This is a genomic window from Niallia sp. HCP3S3_B10, assembly GCF_052064465.1.
Classification (GTDB): Bacteria; Bacillota; Bacilli; order Bacillales; family Cytobacillaceae; genus Niallia; species Niallia hominis.
The window spans coordinates 1-18149 of sequence record NZ_JBQHVO010000084.1 but is presented as its reverse complement, the minus strand read 5'-3'; the positions used below and the strand labels follow the sequence as shown (position 1 = coordinate 18149).

Here is an 18149-nt window from a genome sequence, read left to right as displayed (position 1 = left end):
AGTAAAGAACCAATATCAAATTAATGAAAAAGTGTTAAATTTAATATGGATAGGTGTTTTATATATGTCTCATTTGGCTAGGTCAGTTCATAGAATCCTTCCTTCTTTGAGCTTTTTTTAAATTATTTTAACTGCAAACTTTAAACTGTTTTCCCATGCCAATCTAGCATGCCGCCTTCCATATTTACTACTTTGAATCCTTGGTCTTGTAGATAGTAACATACGTTTTCGCTTCGTCTGCCTGAGCGGCAAATAACGATGTATTCTTTATCCTTTGAAAAGTACGCTAGATTTTCTGGGATACTATTCATCGGAATATGTTTAGCGCCAGGAATCATTCCTTCTGCTACTTCTTCATCTTCACGAACATCTACTAATTCTAGAGTTTCTTTGTTATTTAGCTTTTCTTCTAATTCTTCCGTTGAAATGGTTTTTATTAAATCCATTCTAATCCCTCCATTAACACCTTTTTATACTGTGTGTATAATATTATCTCATTGTAATATAGAGTAATTTACTAGAATATGCAATTCGTCTGCCCATTAGTAAAGAGGAGGCTAGTCAAATAGACCAGCCTCTTCTCGTTAATTCGCAACAATATTAACTAATTTACCAGGAACTGCAATTACTTTACGTACTTGCTTTCCATCAATTTGTTCTTTTACTTGACTGTCTTCCATCGCGATTTGTTCCAACGCATCTTTATTTGCATCTGCTGGAACCATTAGTTTTGCTTTTACTTTTCCATTAATCTGAATAACGATTTCTACTTCATCGTCTACTAATTTTGCTTCATCATATGCTGGCCATGCTTCATAAGCGATAGATTGGTTAGAGCCCGTAATAATTTGCCATAGTTCTTCGGTCATATGCGGACATATTGGTGAAAGTAATTTCACAAATCCTTCTACATATTTTTGGGGAATACTATCTGCTTTATAGCATTCATTGATAAATACCATCATTTGCGAAATAGCTGTATTAAAGCGAAGTGCTTCAAAATCCTCTGTTACTTTTTTAACTGTTTGATGATAAATTTTATCTAGCCCCTTCATTTCCTCTATAGCTTGAACTTTTGAAGAAAGCTCCCCATTATCATCAACTAACAATCTCCAAATACGATCAAGGAATCTTCTAGAACCATCAAGGCCATTTGTTGACCATGCAATAGCGGCATCTAGTGGTCCCATGAACATTTCATATAAACGAAGTGTATCTGCTCCATGACTCGCTACAATTTCATCTGGATTTACGACGTTTCCTTTTGACTTACTCATTTTTTCATTATTTTCACCTAGAATCATTCCTTGATTGAATAATTTTTGGAATGGTTCTTTCGTTGGAACAACGCCTATATCATAAAGCACTTTATGCCAGAAGCGTGCATATAGAAGATGCAAGACAGCATGTTCTACTCCACCAATGTACATATCGACTGGAAGCCATTCTTTTATTTTTTCAGGATCTGCAATTTGCTTGTTATTTTTTGGATCAATATAACGTAAATAATACCAGCTGCTTCCTGCCCATTGTGGCATTGTGTTTGTTTCACGTCTACCCTTTTTACCAGTTACAGGATCTACAACATTTACCCATTCTGCTATATTTGCTAACGGAGATTCCCCTGTACCAGATGGCTTTATTTCAGATGTTTCTGGAAGTGTCAATGGTAATTCTTCTTCCGGTACTCCAGTCATTGTGCCGTCTTCCCAATGGATAATTGGAATTGGCTCACCCCAGTAACGTTGACGACTAAATAGCCAATCACGAAGTCTGTACGTAATTTTCTTCGTTCCAATTTTTTTCTCTTCTAACCAGCTAATCATTTTTGTTATCGCATCTTCTTTATTCAAACCATTTAAGAAATCAGAGTTTACATGCTCGCCATCACCGGTATAGGCTTCTACTTCTACATTTCCTCCAGCTACTACTTCTTTAATTGGCAAATCAAATGTCTTTGCAAACTCATAATCTCTTTCATCATGAGCAGGAACAGCCATAATGCTTCCTGTACCATAGCTTACAAGCACATAATCAGCAATCCAAATTGGCATTTTTTCGCCGTTTGCCGGATTAATGGCATAAGCTCCGGTAAATACACCTGTTTTCTCTTTTGCTAAATCTGTTCTTTCTAAATCACTCTTACTTTTAATTTTTTCTAAGTATGCTTCTACCGCCGCTTTTTGTTCTGAAGTTGTAATTTTTTCTACAAGGGCATGCTCTGGAGCAAGTACAGCATAAGTAGCACCAAATAATGTATCAGGTCTTGTTGTAAATACAGTAAAGTTTTCCTCATGATTGTCAATTTGGAAGGTAACTTCTGCTCCTTCTGAACGGCCAATCCAATTACGTTGCATTTCTTTAATGCTTTCTGGCCAATCTACTTCATCTAAATCTTCTAATAGACGATCTGCATATGCTGTTATTCTTAATACCCATTGGCGCATTGGACGTCTTTCAACAGGATGTCCTCCGCGTTCACTCTTTCCATCAATAACTTCTTCATTTGCTAGAACTGTGCCTAGTGCCGGGCACCAGTTAACTGCCACTTCATCAACATAAGCTAAGCCCATTTCATATAGCTTTAGAAAAATCCATTGTGTCCATTTATAATATTCTGGATCAGTAGTATTAATTTCACGATCCCAATCATAGGAAAATCCAAGTGATTTTATTTGGCGACGAAATGTATCAATGTTTTTCTGAGTAAATTCAGCTGGATGGTTTCCAGTATCTAATGCATATTGCTCTGCTGGCAAACCAAATGCATCCCACCCCATAGGATGAAGTACATTAAAATCCTGCATTCTCTTCATTCGAGATAGAATATCTGTTGCTGTATACCCTTCTGGATGTCCAACATGAAGTCCTGCTCCAGATGGATATGGGAACATATCTAATGCATAAAACTTTTTCTTGCTTTTTTCTTCACTTGTTTTAAAAGTTTTGTTTTCTTCCCAAAACTTTTGCCATTTTTGTTCTATTTTCTGATGATTAAAGCTCATCTTAAATCCTCCTATAAAGTTGTTTTAGCCAAAATAAAAAGCCTCTCATCCCAAATAGGGACGAGAGGCATTATGTATAATCTCCCGCGGTACCACCCACAATTAGTGAATAAATCACTCGCTTCATTATCCTTTAACGCAGGTGTACGGCAAGCATTACTAAAAGTTCACACTTGCAACTCAAAGGCGAGTTCAAGATGTTTTTGACTGACTTGCACCACCCGTCAGCTCTCTTTTGTTTCAAAAGGGCATCTTTACTATTCCTTATCCGTGTTGTTCACTTATATGGTCTTTATTGTATTGTATTTTGATTCATGTTGCAAGTAGTTTTCAGATTAAGCAGATATCAAGCAATCACTTGCTTATTTCTTTCATTATACGTCTCAACCTGTCCTATGTTCCTTATTTCACCATTTTCCTTCCAATTCAGCAACTAATTGAAGCAACTTTCGATCCTGATTTCGACCAGCAATAAAGGAAAGTCCAATTGGCGCTCCTTCTAGAGTTGCTAATGGTACATTCACTTGCGGAAAACCCGTTAGTCCAGCAATGCAACATAGCTGAAAAGTTTGACTTCTTTTTACTTCTAACTCTTCCACTGGAAGATTCAAAAGTGGCGCTTTCCCAGGAGCAGTAGGAATAATTAAAATTCCGTCATCTTCAAGCAGTTTTTCCATTCTTTCCTTAATTATACGTCGTTTTTTATTATAATGTGATAAATCCTCTTCTTTTAAAGTACTTGTCCATTGAAATCTTTCTGCTATTCCTGGACCAAAAGTAGGATTTACCTTTTGAATCCAAACTCCATGTTCATGCCAAATCTCTCTTCCTTGGATTTGTCTAAAAATCTCCGCCCATTCCTTTAACCCCTCTTCTGCAATAATAGTACTGGAATAGCTTGGTACAGTAGCCTCTAATTTTTTCAAAAATGGTCTAAAGGTATCCTGTACTTCCTTGTCAGCTAATGCCCATGCATCACTTCCTATCATAAACCGTGTAAAGGAATCATCCTTTTGTTTCGGTAAAAGCACTTTTCCTACTTCATATAAGATTTTTGCATTCTGTGCCATCCATCCAACCGTATCAAAACTTTTCGCAAGGGGAATGACACCATCTATAGTAACTGCACCATGGGTAGGACGGAATCCATATATTCCGCAATAGGAAGAAGGTATCCTTACTGATCCTCCTGTATCTGTACCTAACGAGAAATCAGTTAAATCTGCAGCAACTGTCACTGCGGAGCCACAAGAAGAGCCTCCAGGAATACGATTGGCGTCCTTAGGATTAATAGGAGTTCCGTAATGATAGTTTTCTCCGTTTAAGCTATACATTAATTCATCCGTAATCGTCGTTCCCTTTAATGTAGCACCATTATCCAGTAAATCAACAATTGCAGGTGCTGTTTTTTTTGCGGGCTCATGACTTTGGAGCCAATCCGGATTTCCAGCAGAAGAGGCATAATCTTTAATGGCAAATACATCTTTCACGGCAAATGTTAATCCATCCAAGCTTCCTTTTTTTGTAGCTCCAACTGAAATATTTTCATCTATATATGCACCATAATCACACATCTTTATAAACCCCTCCCCATCTTTCTATCTTTCTTTACATTAAATGATTGACTAGGTTATAGTCTTTTACCTCCCATTTCTTCTCTTTATAATGAATATTGCTCATACATGCATTCGATAAGTAATTTTCAATCATTAGCTGATCTTCGGAGACAACAGTTAATAATGTATGTATAACAGCACCATGCGCCACTAATAAAACTTTTTGCTCCGGGAACTGAGAAAGTATTTTTTCCAAACCACTCATAATTCTTGTTATTAAATCCTCTCTCGATTCCTGGTTTGGATACTGATGATTTGGATACAAAATGGCTCTTTCTTCCCTTGTCTTCCCTTCTGCATCTCCAAAGCTACGCTCCATAAATTCATTCATTTCTACCATCTTTAGCTTTAATGCTTCATTGATGATCATCGCTGTATGCTTTGCCCTTTTCAGTGGACTTGTGACAATGACGTCCCAGTCAGAACCATCTAAATAATCTCGGCATTGTTTTGCCTGCATTATTCCATTTTCATTCAAAGGAATATCTGTCTTCCCTTGAATTTTTCCCCTTACATTCCAATCTGTTTCTCCATGCCTTATTAAACATATCTTTGTCATTTATTTGATCCTTTCCATGTACTAACGTTATGTTTTAGCGATATTTCTACTTTATTAGAAAATTATTAATTTTTCAAACAAATTAATTGTTAATAAGATTTCCTATTATAAAAAATTCCCCTTTTTTACTAAAGAATCCCTCCTATTACATCTTATTCTATCTGAAAATTCCGCCTTTGGAAAAATCGATATTATTTTATTGCAGGTTTCTCTAAAAGGAACTACACTTATTTCTGGTATTTAGAAATTTAGTTTGCAAAGGAGCATTAATATGCCTCGTTCTCTTTGGCTATTAGTTATTGGAATGGCTGTAAACGTTACAGGCTCTTCTTTACTCTGGCCTTTAAATAGTATTTACATTCATGAGCATTTAGGAAAAACACTAACGGTTGCAGGATTTATCCTAATGCTTAATTCTGGAGCAAGTGTTATTGGTAATTTAATCGGAGGCATTCTTTATGATAAATTAGGTGGATATCTTTCTATCTTATTGGGAATATCTTTAACTGCATCCTCTTTATTAGGTCTAACTCTTTTTCATAATTGGGGTGCATACTGTACTTTCTTTACCTTATCTGGGTTTGGATCAGGAATTATCTATCCTAGCATGTATGCAATGGCAGGAAATGTCTGGCCAGCAGGAGGAAGAAAAGCCTTCAATAGTATTTATGTTGCTCAAAATGTTGGTGTTGCACTTGGGTCAGCGATTGGCGGATTCATTGCCTCTTATTCATTTCAATTTATCTTTTTATCTAACACGCTAATGTATGGAGTATTTTTCCTTATTGCCTTTTTCAGCTATAAAAACATTCAAGTAAAAAATGATATCCTTCCTTCTTTAAATAAGAAAAATTCTAGAAGAAAAGGAAAGCATATATTAAAGGGAAGCCCTGCTATGTATTCTCTTGGAATTTTAGGATTTGGTTATTTATTATGCTGGATCTGCTATGTCCAATGGCAAGCAACAATATCTACCCATACACAGGAACTTGGTATTCCATTAACACAATATAGTTTATTATGGGCTGTAAACGGAGGACTTATTGTTTTTGGTCAACCACTTATTTCTTTTTTCACTAAAAAAGTATGCACATCCATAAAGAAACAAATGCTTATGGGGATTTCCATTTTTATCATTTCCTTCCTAATTGTTGGTAAAGCAGAAATCTTTAGTGGTTTTCTTGCGGCAATGATTATTTTGACCATTGGAGAAATGCTAATTTGGCCAGCTGTCCCAACCATCGCTGACAAGCTAGCTCCTAAAGGAAAAGAAGGCTTTTTCCAAGGGATTGTAAATAGTACTGCTACAGGGGGAAGAATGATTGGGCCGCTTCTTGGAGGAATGCTTGTAGATAGTAGTGGAATGACAGTACTTGTACCTGTTTTAGTGGTCTTATTGGTTATTAGCTTCATTACTGCCTTTTTCTATGATTATCCAACAAAGGAATCTGCTAAATTAACTCCTAAGACGAATTAATATGTAAATGTCCCAACTGTTTCATGCAGTTGGGACATTTTTCATAGCTATTCTTGTCTTGTTTTCGATTTAGCTGGTTGTCCACCAGATTGTTCATATTTCTTTTTTGCTGCTTTAACTAAATCCACATCTTTCCCCAACTCTAGATCCTGATTATTTATCCCATTGCGCGTTTTTTGTTCCGGGTTATTTTTCTTTGAACGTTTATCCATAATGATGCCTCCTTAATGCAATCCTAATGTCAATTGATTTTGCATTTGTTCCACAAGTAATCTCATGCGATGAAGCTCTTCTCGTTGCTGTTGATTAGCACTATGGTCCATCGTATGCAAATCATTATAAATTTCTTCTAACTGCATTTGTGCATCTGAATATTCATTTGAATTATAATGCTCTTGACGACTTGCTGTTTCATATTGTTGTTCTGCGTAATTGATTACTTGATTGCATCGTTCTAATAATTCATTCATGGACTGACGAGTAGCCAAAAGATAACCCTCCCAACAATCAATACATTTAGAAGCAGCTTTGCTTCCGTCCATAGTATCTGTTTATTAAGCACATCCTATTACTTCCTTTTCTTAACTGATGATGAAATTCTGTTGGATTAAGACTAAAGACATGTTAAAATTCATAGGTGGAAAATATGGAAATAGAAATAAATAAATTTAAATTGCTTAGGAGGTTACTGATATGAATCAGAATAACCCATTCCCATACGCGTCAGATAATAAAAGATACCATACTTGGAATTATCATCTTCGTAACGAGTTTGGACACAAAGTTTTCAAAATTGCATTAGACGGTGGCTTTGATTGCCCAAATCGAGATGGAACAGTAGCACACGGAGGTTGTACTTTTTGCAGTGCTGCTGGTTCTGGGGATTTTGCCGGTAATCGTGTCGACAGTCTCGAGAAACAATTTCATGATATAAAAAATAAGATGCATACGAAATGGAAAGACGGAAAATACATGGCCTACTTCCAAGCTTATACGAATACACATGCACCAGTGGACGTACTCCGAGAAAAATACGAAGTCGTTTTAAAGCAAGAAAACGTTGTTGGACTTTCTATTGCAACTCGTCCCGATTGCTTGCCTGATGATGTTGTTGAGTATCTTGCAGAGCTTAACGAACGTACTTATTTATGGGTAGAACTAGGCTTACAAACTGTTCATGAAAAAACAGCAACACTTATTAATCGCGCACATGATTTCCAGACCTATGTTGAAGGAGTTAATAAACTAAGAAAGCATAATATTCGTATCTGTTCCCATATTATTAATGGACTCCCAATGGAAACAAATGAAATGATGATGGAAACTGCCAAAAGTGTTAGTGAACTTGATGTACAAGGAATAAAAATCCACTTGCTTCATCTGCTTAAAGGAACGCCAATGGTAAAGCAATACGAAAAAGGCATGCTTGAATTTTTAACATTTGATCAATATATATCACTGGTTTGTGATCAATTAGAAATATTACCACCAGAGATGATTATTCATCGAATTACCGGTGACGGACCAATTGAGTTGATGGTTGGACCGATGTGGAGTGTAAATAAATGGGAAGTTTTAAATAAAATTGATGCAGAATTAAAAAACAGAAATAGTTGGCAAGGAAAATTTTATCAGGCAAATAAGAAGGTGACACAATGAAGCTTGAAAGAGTTATTCCTTTTGCACATCAATTATTAGAAAAAGCTGTTTCAAAAGGCGCCATCGCTATCGATGCTACAATGGGTAATGGGCATGATACGGTCTTCCTCGCAAAACTTGTTGGCGAAAAAGGGAAAGTTTATAGCTTTGATATTCAAAAAGATGCTTTACTTGCGACAAAGGACAAGCTAACCAGTCAAAAATTGGAAGCAACTGCTTCTCTTCATTTGTGCGGACATGAGCATATAATGGAAGTTGTTCCTACTATGTACCATGGTAAAGTCACTGGTGCTATTTTTAATCTAGGCTACTTGCCTGGAGGGGATAAATCGATTGTAACAAAGGCTGACACTACTATTGCAGCAATCGAACAATTACTACAAATCCTGTCTAAAGAAGGTATTATTGTATTAGTTATATATCATGGCCATCCCGAAGGTGCTATTGAACGAGACAAGTTAATTGCCTTTGTCGAAAATATAAATCAACAGGAAGCCCATGTACTTCGCTACCAGTTTATTAATGGAATTAATAATCCTCCTTTCATTATTGCTATTGAAAAAAGATAATGTCAAATTTATCTAATTAGGGCTGGGGTGTTAACCTTTCCCTTATTGGATTATATATTAAAAAAGTTAGACAAAACTACCCTTTTTCAAGAAGTTTGTCTAACTTTTTCTAATTACATTTATTTACTAAATGCTCTTAATGCTATGGCTGGAACTACTTTTTGAAATTTTCTATAGGCTCTTCCATTTAAATAGAAAAAATAACCAATTGGACCTGAGGTTTTTATCATGTTTTTCGCAAGTTTTCGGATATTTTGCTGTTTATAAACCTTCTCATCTGATAAATAAACACCTAATAATCCCCTATTAATCAATTTATGAAATTTCTGATGTGGCAATTTATTAGTATGACGGTCTGCCTCTGTTACAAAATGTTTTAACCGATTGAATAACTCTTCCTCATTTTTATAATAAAAGCAGAAATTTAAATCTCCACCTATTTTATCTTCCTCTTGATCAATAAAATAATCTAACAGTATATGAAGACCTTGAATGTATGGAAAATACCCGTCTCTAATTAAAGCGGCATAGGAATCATCAAAGTCATCACGAAACGCATAAGAAACTAAGCAAAATATCCCTAGAGTAGATCCGGAGCAAGCAGAAAATTCATACCACTCCATTTTTGGCACATGATTTTTATTTTTCTCAAACCAAAACTTTAATCTTGGAATTCGCTCTTCCATATTTACATGTTTATGTATTTGTAAATCACAGTAATAGCGGCATAACTCAAGAAGCTGTTCTCTTATACTCGCATAATTCTGTAGCTCACTCAGTGTATCCCTACAAGTTTTAGCAAGATCATATAAATAGCCTCCATCATCTTGGTCTTCTCGATAACGATAATAGTTACTCGGCTCAGCACCTACTGTTAAGGCATGCTCCATCGATTCATGCAAAGCTGAAAAATCATTCGGATCTAGTGAAGTGCTTCGATCACAGAGATTATCTAAATAATCACTTATGGTTTGATAAGCAACAATAAATTTAATTACTTCTTTGTATTTACTCATGGCTATAAGCGCCATAATGGAACCACCTTCACAATGAAAGGTTTTATGCTCAATACTTGCTAATGCTTGCTTCCTTAATTCTAAATTGGGAATATTCCTTGCTCTTTGTGTCCAATAATTTAATTCCTGATGAACAACTGGAAAAACCTTCAAGTAAACCTTCGACATTAATGTTAATGGCATCTTTGGAACTGACATATTAAATACCTCGCTTATACGATATAACCAATTGCTTTCAATTGACTATTGATAAAATCCTTCGTGTATTCAAACACTTCTTCTCTTTCTGGTTCATTAAATATTTCATGATAATAATCTGGCCATTCCTTATATCGCTTTTCTGATAATGGTACCATATTGAACCAGGATTTTACCATTTTTTTATCTACAACAAGATCACCGCCTCCTTGCATAACTAGTAGGGGCAAGTCTTGTGTTTTCGCTATATCTTCAAAAGCTCGTTTTGTTGCGTCAATTAATTCTCGATACCATCTTACAGAAACTTTTGTGATGTATAATGTATCATTGGAGTCAATTTCTCTAACCTCTGCATTGCGAGTTGCCATATCAATCGTTAATCCAGAATTAATTCTAAGTTTGGGAGCCACTTTATTTAAGACAAGGGACATTAAACTTATTAATTTATTTGGATATTTTACTAATCCTAAACAAGGGGAGGATAAAATCATCCCCGCAATTTTTAATTTATCTTGTTGAAGCAATCTAATGGATGCAAGGCCACCCATACTGTGCCCCAATAAAAAAACAGGCAAATCAAATTGATATGCTGCTTGAATCCAATCTTTAATTTCTATTGTATATTCATCAAAAGAGTCTATATGCCCTCTATCAGATCTTGTTGTCATTCCCTGTCCAGGAAGATCTCCCATTACAACATGAAAACCGGCTAACCGAAACATTTCAATAAGCCATCCATATCTTCCATGGTGCTCCATTGCTCCATGAACAATAACAATGACAGCCTTTGCGTTTCCCTCAGCTTCCCATTTCCACATAACAGTTCCTCCATCCCATCCAAAATCTATATTATTTTACATATTTTCAAACAAAACATAGTTATTAAGGAAAAATAAAGATTTGTTTTATACATTAACCATTAAAGAATGAAACCCTTTAAGCGAAGTATAGTTTTATTATTATTTTCCAAAGTTTCTTTAATTATAGCAAATATATTGAAAATGTAACGATATTAACCATCACACGTCCATGCTCAAAAATTATGGTATACTAGAAGGTGGTTTAATTTGTCGAATATTAGGGAAGGAAATCATGAATGAATATCGTTTAAAGAAGCATTCAACTAAGCATTATTGCGTTATAAATATTACTCTATTTTCCTAAAGGTATTCTTATTTTAAACCGATAAAAATAAATAAAGATAGTAATTAGGTGAGAATATAAAATGAATTCAAATACAATGATAGTCCTATCATTAATTACATTGTTTTTCTTATTATATTTATTGGTAAGAAAAAAATTAAACACAATAGCTAAAAGCATCTATTTATTTACGATATTCGCCATGGTAGCTGTTAGTTTTTTGCTTATTAATAGAAATGACTTCCCCCAAATAGTCTATGCAAAAGAAGTTGCTACACAGAACACACGTAAAGCTCTTTTATCAGTAAAAGAGGAAACTGATTTATTGAAGGAATCCGTTTTATTGGATGCTCCTATTCTTAATCAGTTACCAGAGCTCCCAAGAGGCTGTGAAGTAACAAGTCTTGCAATGCTGCTTCAATATGCTGATGTCGATGTTGATAAACTGACATTAGCAGAGGAAATTAAAAAAGATAGTACACCATATGTTAGAGAAAATGGCACAATCTATTACGGAAATCCTAATGACGGATTTATTGGAGATATGTACTCCTTAAGTGGTCCTGGGTTAGGCGTATATCATAAACCAATAGCTGCACTAGCTGAGCAATATTTACCTGGTTCCATTGTTGACTTTACTGGATCTGATTTTGAAGAAATTAAAACACATCTGTCCAGTAATCATCCAGTATGGGTAATTACGAATTCAACTTTTAAGAAATTACCAGATAGTGCATTCCGTACATGGCATACACCAAGTGGCACAATAGAGATTACCTATTCTGAGCATTCTGTATTAATTACAGGCTATGATGAAGAGTATATTTATTTTAATGATCCCCTTACTGGCGAAAAAAATAAAAAAGCACCCATAACGGATTTTGAAGAATCCTGGGTGCAAATGGGTAGTCAAGCAATTACGATTAGTTCTTAATTGCTACCTTTCCCTCTTTTAAATATTCCTTTTCAAAGGAATATTTTTTTTCGATATAAATGCTATGCCATACCATGAACATTAGCACTGTCCATATTTTACGGCTATTATCTGCTTTTCCTTGACAATGGTCTTCCAATAATTGGAGCACAACCGATTTATTTAATAAGTGATCTGTATCGCTCTCTTTAATAATATTTTTCGCCCATTCATTCATTTCATCCTTTAGCCAATGACGAATTGGAACAGGGAAGCCGAGCTTTTTGCGATTTAACACATGTTCTGGTACAAATGATTCTGCTGCTTTGCGTAAAATATATTTTGTTGTACCATCCGCTGTTTTTAATGATGTCGGGATTTTCGAAGCGACTTTAAAGACCTCTTTATCTAAGAACGGCACACGTAATTCTAACGAATGAGCCATCGTCATTTTATCTGCTTTTAGTAAAATATCTCCTCGCATCCAAGTATGAATGTCAATGAATTGCATACGATCTACAGGATCATAACCAAGGCTTTCTTCATACAACGGCTTAGTAATATCTCTATAGTGCAAACCTGTATTATAGACAGAAAGTAATTTTTCTTTTTCTAACTCAGAAAACATTTTCGCGTTGCCAATATATCTTTCTTCCATTGGAGTGACTCCACGCTCAATAAAGCTCTTTCCTTTCATGCCTTCTGGAAGAATATTTGCCACAGCCCGCAACAATTTTTTTCCAACGTTCGGAATTTTATTAAACACTTCTAAAGATTGTGGTTCGCGATAAATATTATATCCGCCAAATAATTCATCTGCGCCTTCCCCAGAAAGGACAACCGTTACATGCTTTCTTGCTTCACGTGCTACAAAGTATAAAGGCACACAAGCTGGATCTGCTAAAGGGTCATCCATATGCCACATAATTCTCGGAATCTCGTTCATATATTCCTGTGGAGAAATAATATAGCTAATATTTTCTAGTCCTAATTTATCAGCTGTTTCTTTTGCTACATCTATTTCACTAAAGCCGTTATGCTCAAAGCCAACGGAGAAAGTTTTAATGCTAGGATGGAATTCTTTTGCAATACTTGCAATAATAGATGAATCAATTCCACCTGACAGGAAGGATCCAACAGGAACGTCGCTTCTCATATGCATTTTAACACTATCGAACAGTACATCTTTAATTTCCTTTGTAAACTCGTCCTCTTGTTTGACAACTGGTTTAAAGGATGCTCTCCAATATCGTTTAATTTCCATTGGTTCGCCAATTTTTTTTGTGAAATAATGACCTGGTTCTAGCTTTTTAATTCCCTCTGACATCGTATAAGGTTCAGGGACAAATTGATAAGTTAAGTAATGTTGCAAGGAAGTGTAATTGATAACATCACTTTCTAATGCTAATGAAATACTTTTCTTCTCAGAAGCAAAGTATGTTTTTTCACCATCTTCTAAATAGAAGAAAGGTTTAATTCCAAACGGATCACGCGCTCCATATAATGTCTCTTCTTGCTTATCCCATATAATGAATGAGAACATACCACGAAGCTTTTCTACCGCTTTTTCCTTTTCATGGCTATATAAAGCGATAATTACTTCTGTATCTGAATTTGTTTGGAAAGTTAAACCTGCTTTTACTAGCTCTTCTCTAATTTCTAGATAGTTATAAACTTCCCCATTAAAGATTATCCAATAGCGTTCATTTTCATATGTTAAAGGCTGATGCCCACTTTCAATGTCTATAATACTTAATCGGCGAAAACCAAATTGAATGTGGCTATCATAAAAATATCCTTCATCATCAGGACCTCTATGTGTTATAACACGATTCATTCCTGTAAATAATTCTTTTTGTTCTTCTTGAAAGTTTTGTGCTTTTTCATGTACACAGCCAACAAAACCACACATATTGCTCTCACCTTCTCCATTTCTTTTCCTACATATATTAGGACATTCATAACCATTTTTCATTGTTCTTACAATAAACCATAATTAAAATTTTACTATACCCCTAAATAGAAATTATGTTAATAGGTAATAAGATTCATAAAACCATCACTTAGTATTCTATTGTAGCATAAATAGTGTAAATTTTTAATTGGCTATTAACATTTCATCTCTGTATTTTTCTTAGAGATGGAAAAATTAATATCGTACTGATTACGGATTTTCCTTTGCCAATGAATAACGGAGTTCGACATCAAGTATTTAGACGAAAAATAAGGAAAGAAGTTACACTTTCATGCAACTTCTTTCCTTATACATTTAATTTATTAGAAGCATTTAAGCTTCGACAGCAGTTTTTATTAACTCTGCTCTATCTGTACGTTCCCAAGGTAAATCAATATCAGTGCGACCAAAATGACCATAAGCAGCTGTTTGTCTATATATTGGTTTACGAAGATCTAGCATCTTGATAATTCCTGCTGGACGAAGATCGAAGTTTTCGCGAACTGCCTCTACAAGTTTATCTTCTGCAACAATTCCAGTTCCAAACGTATCAACAGAAATAGATACTGGTTGTGCTACACCAATTGCATAAGCTAATTGTACTTCTACTTTATCAGCTAATCCTGCTGCGACAATATTTTTTGCCACATAACGTGCTGCATATGCCGCTGAGCGATCCACTTTTGTTGGATCTTTCCCAGAAAATGCTCCACCGCCATGGCGAGCATATCCACCATATGTATCAACAATGATTTTACGACCAGTTAATCCAGCATCTCCTTGTGGTCCGCCAATAACAAAGCGTCCTGTTGGATTGATGAAATACTTTGTATTTTCATCTATTAATTCAGCTGGTACAACAGGCTTGATTACATATTCTTTAATATTACGTTGAATTTGTTCTAATGTTATCTCTGGGTGATGCTGTGTGCTTATTACGATTGTATCAATACGAACAGGCTGATTATTTTCATCGTATTCGACTGTTACTTGTGTTTTACCATCCGGACGTAAGTATGGTAAGATTTCTTCTTTTCTTACCTCTGCTAGTCTTCTTGATAGTTTATGTGCCAATGAAATCGGTAATGGCATTAATTCCTTTGTTTCATTACATGCAAATCCGAACATTAATCCTTGGTCTCCAGCACCAATTGCTTCTATTTCCTCATCCGTCATCATACCTTCACGAGCTTCTAGAGCTTGGTCTACTCCTAATGCAATATCAGCGGATTGCTCGTCAATAGAAGTTAAGACTGCACTTGTTTCTGCATCAAATCCATATTTCGCGCGTGTATAGCCTATTTCTTTGATTGTTTCACGGACAATTTTCGGGATATCCACATATGTAGAAGTCGTTATTTCACCTGCAACAAGAACTAACCCTGTTGTTACAGATGTTTCAGCAGCAACTCTTGCATTAGCATCTTTAGCTAATATAGCGTCCAAAATAGCATCTGAAATTTGATCACAAATTTTATCTGGGTGACCTTCAGTTACCGATTCAGAAGTAAACAAGCGACGTTTTGTTGACATCTGATTTCCTCCTTATTTTAGAAAAAAGTAGAGCGAGGCCTAATTCCTGCACTCCTTAACCTTATCTTGATACGGTACTCATTCCCTAGATAGTATGAAGTAAAAATGGCGTTTTTATCCGAAGTCAATTCCGTGCTCTATTATATGTAACACTAGTAAAATGTCTGTAAACATAATATATATAACGAAGTATTTTGTTTCTAATAAAAACACACACCTAAAAATATACATTTTTATAAAAGATAATTAATTCATTTTACACAAAAAACCTTTTCAATAGTGAAAAGGCTCCTAGTAAAATCAATTCGCACCTTTCACTCTTATCGTTCAAGGAATATTCCTTGCTTCAGGTTAGCACCTTTCCTAAGAGAATGTCTGATTCATTTCATAAAAATGAAATAATTCAGTAATTTTCTTCACATAGTAGGTTGCTGGGTTTCATCGGGCCAGTCCCTCCACCAGCTCAGGATAAGAGAGTATCCGTTCAAAGTAAAATGATAGCTCAATCTAACAACGCATGTCAATCATTTTTCACTAGATTGAATTAATTTGTTGAATTCAATGCAATAAGCTTATAAGTAATGGACGTCTTTCCATTTTCCCATGCTAATTTTTCAATTGTCGCCATTCCAGATATCTCAGCTATTTTTGTTTTTCTAACCTCTAGCGGAATATTCATTGGATATAAACGGTAATCTTCTTTTTCTAATAGAAAAAGATTTTCTTCTAGTCTTATTTCTTTCCCTTTTGTTACAATCATTGTATTTAATTCTAAGGGCATACCCATTTTCCATTCCCCTTCTCTTTTTCTATTTTTATCCATTATTAATAGAGTATTTCTTTTATTTTACCATTTTCCCCACTTGTTTTTTCATCCAGCTAGATAGAGATGTGACAACTTTACGATTCGTAGCAGGAGGAAAGTAATGCGTAAATTCAGGAAAATACCATGTGCCCACTTCCTTACCTAACTGTTTTAATTTTGCTTCCAACCTTAGGCTATGTTCAACCGATACATTAGTATCCAATTTCCCATGAATGATTAGCGTAGGTGCATTTATTTTTTCTAATTGATAAAGTGGAGTTCTTGCATCATATCTGTCTGGATATTTTGAAGGCGTTCCTCCAATTACTCTTTTCATCATCCTACGTAAATCCTTTCGTTCTTCATAGGTGAGGAACATATCGCTGACACCACCCCATGTAACAATTGATTGAACAGGACAATTTATGCCCACAAATAAAGCCATCACTCCGCCTCTTGAAAAACCAAATACATGTACATTATTTACATTCGATAAATTCTTTAATAGTGCAAATGCAGCGATGGCATCATTTTTGTCTTCGCCCGCAAAGTCTTCATTTCCATCCCCACCTTGATTACCACGATAAAAAGGTGCGAACACAACAAAACCCTCAGATGCAAATTGGATAACTCTCCCGGGACGGACCTTCCCTACATTTTTGATGCCTCCTCTCAAATAAAGAAAACCATCATAAATTTCCCCGTCATTTGGAGAAGCAAGCATTCCCTTTACTTTTAAGCCATCAACATAATAAGTAACTAAAAAAAGATCAATAGAAGGATTAGGAGATGGAAATCGAATTTTTTCTATTATATCACCATTGTTCATGTCAATTGCTCCTTTACTTTTTTCTCCTATATTACCCTTTCCTTTCGCTTAATAATTCGTTCTGAATGGAAGAAATACAATATTTGATGACATCATCCTTCATAATAAAGCTAAATGAATCATTCCAACGTATTTCCATTAAATCGCCTTTAATTAAAACTGGACCAGCTGTCTCCTGATAATCATCTTTTGGAACTAATTGACTAATTCTTGCAAAAAATACATCCTTCACAAATGGTTCTTCTCCGAATACCTGATAGGATGCGATCCATTGAAGCCTATCAATAATCCCACCTGTTTCTTCCATAACCTCTCTATGAGCTGTTTGAATAATTGTTTCATTTTTTTCTCTTTTGCCGCCTGGAAATTCTAATCCCCTCTTTTTATGGGCCGTTAACAACCATTGATTTTTATACTGACAAATGACTAATACATGCATTGCTTCTTGCATCCATTCATTTTTTTTAAAAGAAAGTTTCACTAAATTTTTATTTTGATCATAAAATATCTCCATACCTTCTCCATTATTATGTATTATTAATATAAGTAGCTTGCATACTAAAGCAAATACATGCCTTTTAACCTGATTTTATGATATATATTATTATCATAGCAAATACTATCTATAAAACTGGAGTTTTTTATCGATAAAAAGGGTATTATTTTTTATAGATAGTAATTCCAACCATCTATTGAAATAAGATGAATACAATACGATCAAGAAACACTCATCTTTCTTAACATAATGTTCACATTATAGCTAGCAAAAATATCATGTTATCACTCAACTTTCGCATACCAAATTAGGCAGGTAAGCTCTGATATAACTAGGCAGACCTGCAATCCATTGTGATAGTTGATTTTTAAGTAATT

17 protein-coding genes, 1 riboswitch and 1 other annotated feature are annotated in these 18149 nt (G+C 35.0%); of the genes, 4 read left to right on the top strand and 13 right to left on the bottom strand.

Annotated elements, in window-relative coordinates; genetic code table 11:
- Positions 1-140 precede the first annotated feature (140 nt).
- From ACTNDN_RS22980 to ACTNDN_RS22965, 4 genes are all read right to left on the bottom strand, one after another.
- Positions 141-446, bottom strand: coding sequence for a rhodanese-like domain-containing protein (locus ACTNDN_RS22980; protein WP_349205038.1), 306 nt, complete (start codon positions 444-446; stop codon positions 141-143).
- Positions 447-584: 138 nt separating this feature from the next.
- Entirely contained in the window at positions 585-3005 is a 2421-nt protein-coding gene (gene leuS, locus ACTNDN_RS22975) for a leucine--tRNA ligase (protein ID WP_349205037.1), read from the bottom strand.
- A 53-nt stretch (positions 3006-3058) separates the two neighbouring features.
- Positions 3059-3285 (bottom strand) — a binding site (T-box leader).
- 127 nt (positions 3286-3412) lie between these two features.
- Entirely contained in the window at positions 3413-4579 is a 1167-nt protein-coding gene (locus ACTNDN_RS22970; RefSeq protein ID WP_349205036.1) for an amidase, read from the bottom strand.
- 34 nt (positions 4580-4613) lie between these two features.
- Positions 4614-5180 (bottom strand): histidine phosphatase family protein, encoded by a 567-nt coding sequence (locus tag ACTNDN_RS22965; RefSeq protein ID WP_349205035.1) that lies wholly within the window; start codon positions 5178-5180, stop codon positions 4614-4616.
- Positions 5181-5451: 271 nt separating this feature from the next.
- On the opposite strand from ACTNDN_RS22965, the gene ACTNDN_RS22960 reads away from it, so the two are divergent.
- On the top strand, positions 5452-6657 hold the full coding sequence (locus tag ACTNDN_RS22960; RefSeq protein WP_031540489.1) for an MDR family MFS transporter: 1206 nt from the start codon (positions 5452-5454) through the stop codon (positions 6655-6657).
- A 47-nt stretch (positions 6658-6704) separates the two neighbouring features.
- Here the strand turns inward: ACTNDN_RS22960 and ACTNDN_RS22955 are convergent, their stop codons facing one another.
- Both ACTNDN_RS22955 and ACTNDN_RS22950 read right to left on the bottom strand, forming a co-directional pair.
- The gene (locus ACTNDN_RS22955; RefSeq protein WP_031540488.1) at positions 6705-6869 is read right to left on the bottom strand and encodes a hypothetical protein; all 165 of its coding nucleotides are present in this window, start codon (positions 6867-6869) and stop codon (positions 6705-6707) included.
- Between the two features lie 12 nt (positions 6870-6881).
- A complete protein-coding gene (locus ACTNDN_RS22950) occupies positions 6882-7145 on the bottom strand; it encodes a YtzC family protein (protein ID WP_031540487.1) in 264 nt (87 codons plus the stop codon).
- Positions 7146-7350: 205 nt separating this feature from the next.
- On the opposite strand from ACTNDN_RS22950, the gene ACTNDN_RS22945 reads away from it, so the two are divergent.
- Both ACTNDN_RS22945 and ACTNDN_RS22940 read left to right on the top strand, forming a co-directional pair.
- The gene (locus ACTNDN_RS22945; RefSeq protein ID WP_235251269.1) at positions 7351-8316 is read left to right on the top strand and encodes a TIGR01212 family radical SAM protein; all 966 of its coding nucleotides are present in this window, start codon (positions 7351-7353) and stop codon (positions 8314-8316) included.
- Positions 8313-8885, top strand: coding sequence for a tRNA (mnm(5)s(2)U34)-methyltransferase (locus ACTNDN_RS22940; RefSeq protein ID WP_235251271.1), 573 nt, complete (start codon positions 8313-8315; stop codon positions 8883-8885). The genes ACTNDN_RS22945 and ACTNDN_RS22940 overlap by 4 nt, the downstream gene beginning before the upstream one ends.
- Positions 8886-9004: 119 nt before the next feature.
- Here the strand turns inward: ACTNDN_RS22940 and ACTNDN_RS22935 are convergent, their stop codons facing one another.
- Together ACTNDN_RS22935 and ACTNDN_RS22930 are read right to left on the bottom strand one after the other, a co-directional pair.
- The gene (locus ACTNDN_RS22935) at positions 9005-10099 is read right to left on the bottom strand and encodes a tetraprenyl-beta-curcumene synthase family protein (RefSeq protein WP_031540484.1); all 1095 of its coding nucleotides are present in this window, start codon (positions 10097-10099) and stop codon (positions 9005-9007) included.
- A 14-nt stretch (positions 10100-10113) separates the two neighbouring features.
- Positions 10114-10917, bottom strand: coding sequence for an alpha/beta hydrolase (locus ACTNDN_RS22930; protein WP_031540483.1), 804 nt, complete (start codon positions 10915-10917; stop codon positions 10114-10116).
- Positions 10918-11324: 407 nt separating this feature from the next.
- Between ACTNDN_RS22930 and ACTNDN_RS22925 the strand changes: the two genes are divergently transcribed.
- Positions 11325-12176, top strand: coding sequence for a C39 family peptidase (locus ACTNDN_RS22925; RefSeq protein ID WP_031540482.1), 852 nt, complete (start codon positions 11325-11327; stop codon positions 12174-12176).
- Here the strand turns inward: ACTNDN_RS22925 and asnB are convergent.
- From asnB to ytkD, 5 genes are all read right to left on the bottom strand, one after another.
- Positions 12166-14067 carry an asparagine synthase (glutamine-hydrolyzing) gene (gene asnB, locus ACTNDN_RS22920; protein ID WP_349205034.1) on the bottom strand — a complete coding sequence of 634 codons (1902 nt, stop codon included), beginning with the start codon at positions 14065-14067 and terminating at the stop codon, positions 12166-12168. The two genes, ACTNDN_RS22925 and asnB, sit on opposite strands and share 11 nt — an antisense overlap.
- Positions 14068-14442: 375 nt before the next feature.
- The gene (metK, locus tag ACTNDN_RS22915) at positions 14443-15642 is read right to left on the bottom strand and encodes a methionine adenosyltransferase (protein WP_349205033.1); all 1200 of its coding nucleotides are present in this window, start codon (positions 15640-15642) and stop codon (positions 14443-14445) included.
- A 317-nt stretch (positions 15643-15959) separates the two neighbouring features.
- Positions 15960-16117, bottom strand: a riboswitch (SAM riboswitch).
- A gap of 69 nt (positions 16118-16186) precedes the next feature.
- Positions 16187-16429, bottom strand: coding sequence for a DUF2584 domain-containing protein (locus tag ACTNDN_RS22910; protein WP_031539033.1), 243 nt, complete (start codon positions 16427-16429; stop codon positions 16187-16189).
- A gap of 55 nt (positions 16430-16484) precedes the next feature.
- The gene (locus tag ACTNDN_RS22905) at positions 16485-17276 is read right to left on the bottom strand and encodes an alpha/beta hydrolase family protein (RefSeq protein ID WP_192840954.1); all 792 of its coding nucleotides are present in this window, start codon (positions 17274-17276) and stop codon (positions 16485-16487) included.
- Between the two features lie 31 nt (positions 17277-17307).
- On the bottom strand, positions 17308-17790 hold the full coding sequence (gene ytkD, locus ACTNDN_RS22900) for an RNA deprotection pyrophosphohydrolase (RefSeq protein ID WP_035416625.1): 483 nt from the start codon (positions 17788-17790) through the stop codon (positions 17308-17310).
- Positions 17791-18149: the final 359 nt, after the last annotated feature.

What these genes read in the sequence shown, in the direction of transcription:
- ACTNDN_RS22980 (WP_349205038.1), bottom strand. Translation starts at nt 446, where the DNA reads ATGGATTTAATAAAAACCATTTCAACGGAAGAATTAGAAGAAAAGCTA.
- leuS (WP_349205037.1), bottom strand. Translation starts at nt 3,005, where the DNA reads ATGAGCTTTAATCATCAGAAAATAGAACAAAAATGGCAAAAGTTTTGG.
- ACTNDN_RS22970 (WP_349205036.1), bottom strand. Translation starts at nt 4,579, where the DNA reads ATGTGTGATTATGGTGCATATATAGATGAAAATATTTCAGTTGGAGCT.
- ACTNDN_RS22965 (WP_349205035.1), bottom strand. Translation starts at nt 5,180, where the DNA reads ATGACAAAGATATGTTTAATAAGGCATGGAGAAACAGATTGGAATGTA.
- ACTNDN_RS22960 (WP_031540489.1), top strand. Translation starts at nt 5,452, where the DNA reads ATGCCTCGTTCTCTTTGGCTATTAGTTATTGGAATGGCTGTAAACGTT.
- ACTNDN_RS22955 (WP_031540488.1), bottom strand. Translation starts at nt 6,869, where the DNA reads ATGGATAAACGTTCAAAGAAAAATAACCCGGAACAAAAAACGCGCAAT.
- ACTNDN_RS22945 (WP_235251269.1), top strand. Translation starts at nt 7,351, where the DNA reads ATGAATCAGAATAACCCATTCCCATACGCGTCAGATAATAAAAGATAC.
- ACTNDN_RS22940 (WP_235251271.1), top strand. Translation starts at nt 8,313, where the DNA reads ATGAAGCTTGAAAGAGTTATTCCTTTTGCACATCAATTATTAGAAAAA.
- ACTNDN_RS22935 (WP_031540484.1), bottom strand. Translation starts at nt 10,099, where the DNA reads ATGTCAGTTCCAAAGATGCCATTAACATTAATGTCGAAGGTTTACTTG.
- ACTNDN_RS22930 (WP_031540483.1), bottom strand. Translation starts at nt 10,917, where the DNA reads ATGTGGAAATGGGAAGCTGAGGGAAACGCAAAGGCTGTCATTGTTATT.
- ACTNDN_RS22925 (WP_031540482.1), top strand. Translation starts at nt 11,325, where the DNA reads ATGAATTCAAATACAATGATAGTCCTATCATTAATTACATTGTTTTTC.
- asnB (WP_349205034.1), bottom strand. Translation starts at nt 14,067, where the DNA reads ATGTGTGGTTTTGTTGGCTGTGTACATGAAAAAGCACAAAACTTTCAA.
- metK (WP_349205033.1), bottom strand. Translation starts at nt 15,642, where the DNA reads ATGTCAACAAAACGTCGCTTGTTTACTTCTGAATCGGTAACTGAAGGT.
- ACTNDN_RS22910 (WP_031539033.1), bottom strand. Translation starts at nt 16,429, where the DNA reads ATGGGTATGCCCTTAGAATTAAATACAATGATTGTAACAAAAGGGAAA.
- ACTNDN_RS22905 (WP_192840954.1), bottom strand. Translation starts at nt 17,276, where the DNA reads ATGAACAATGGTGATATAATAGAAAAAATTCGATTTCCATCTCCTAAT.
- ytkD (WP_035416625.1), bottom strand. Translation starts at nt 17,790, where the DNA reads ATGGAGATATTTTATGATCAAAATAAAAATTTAGTGAAACTTTCTTTT.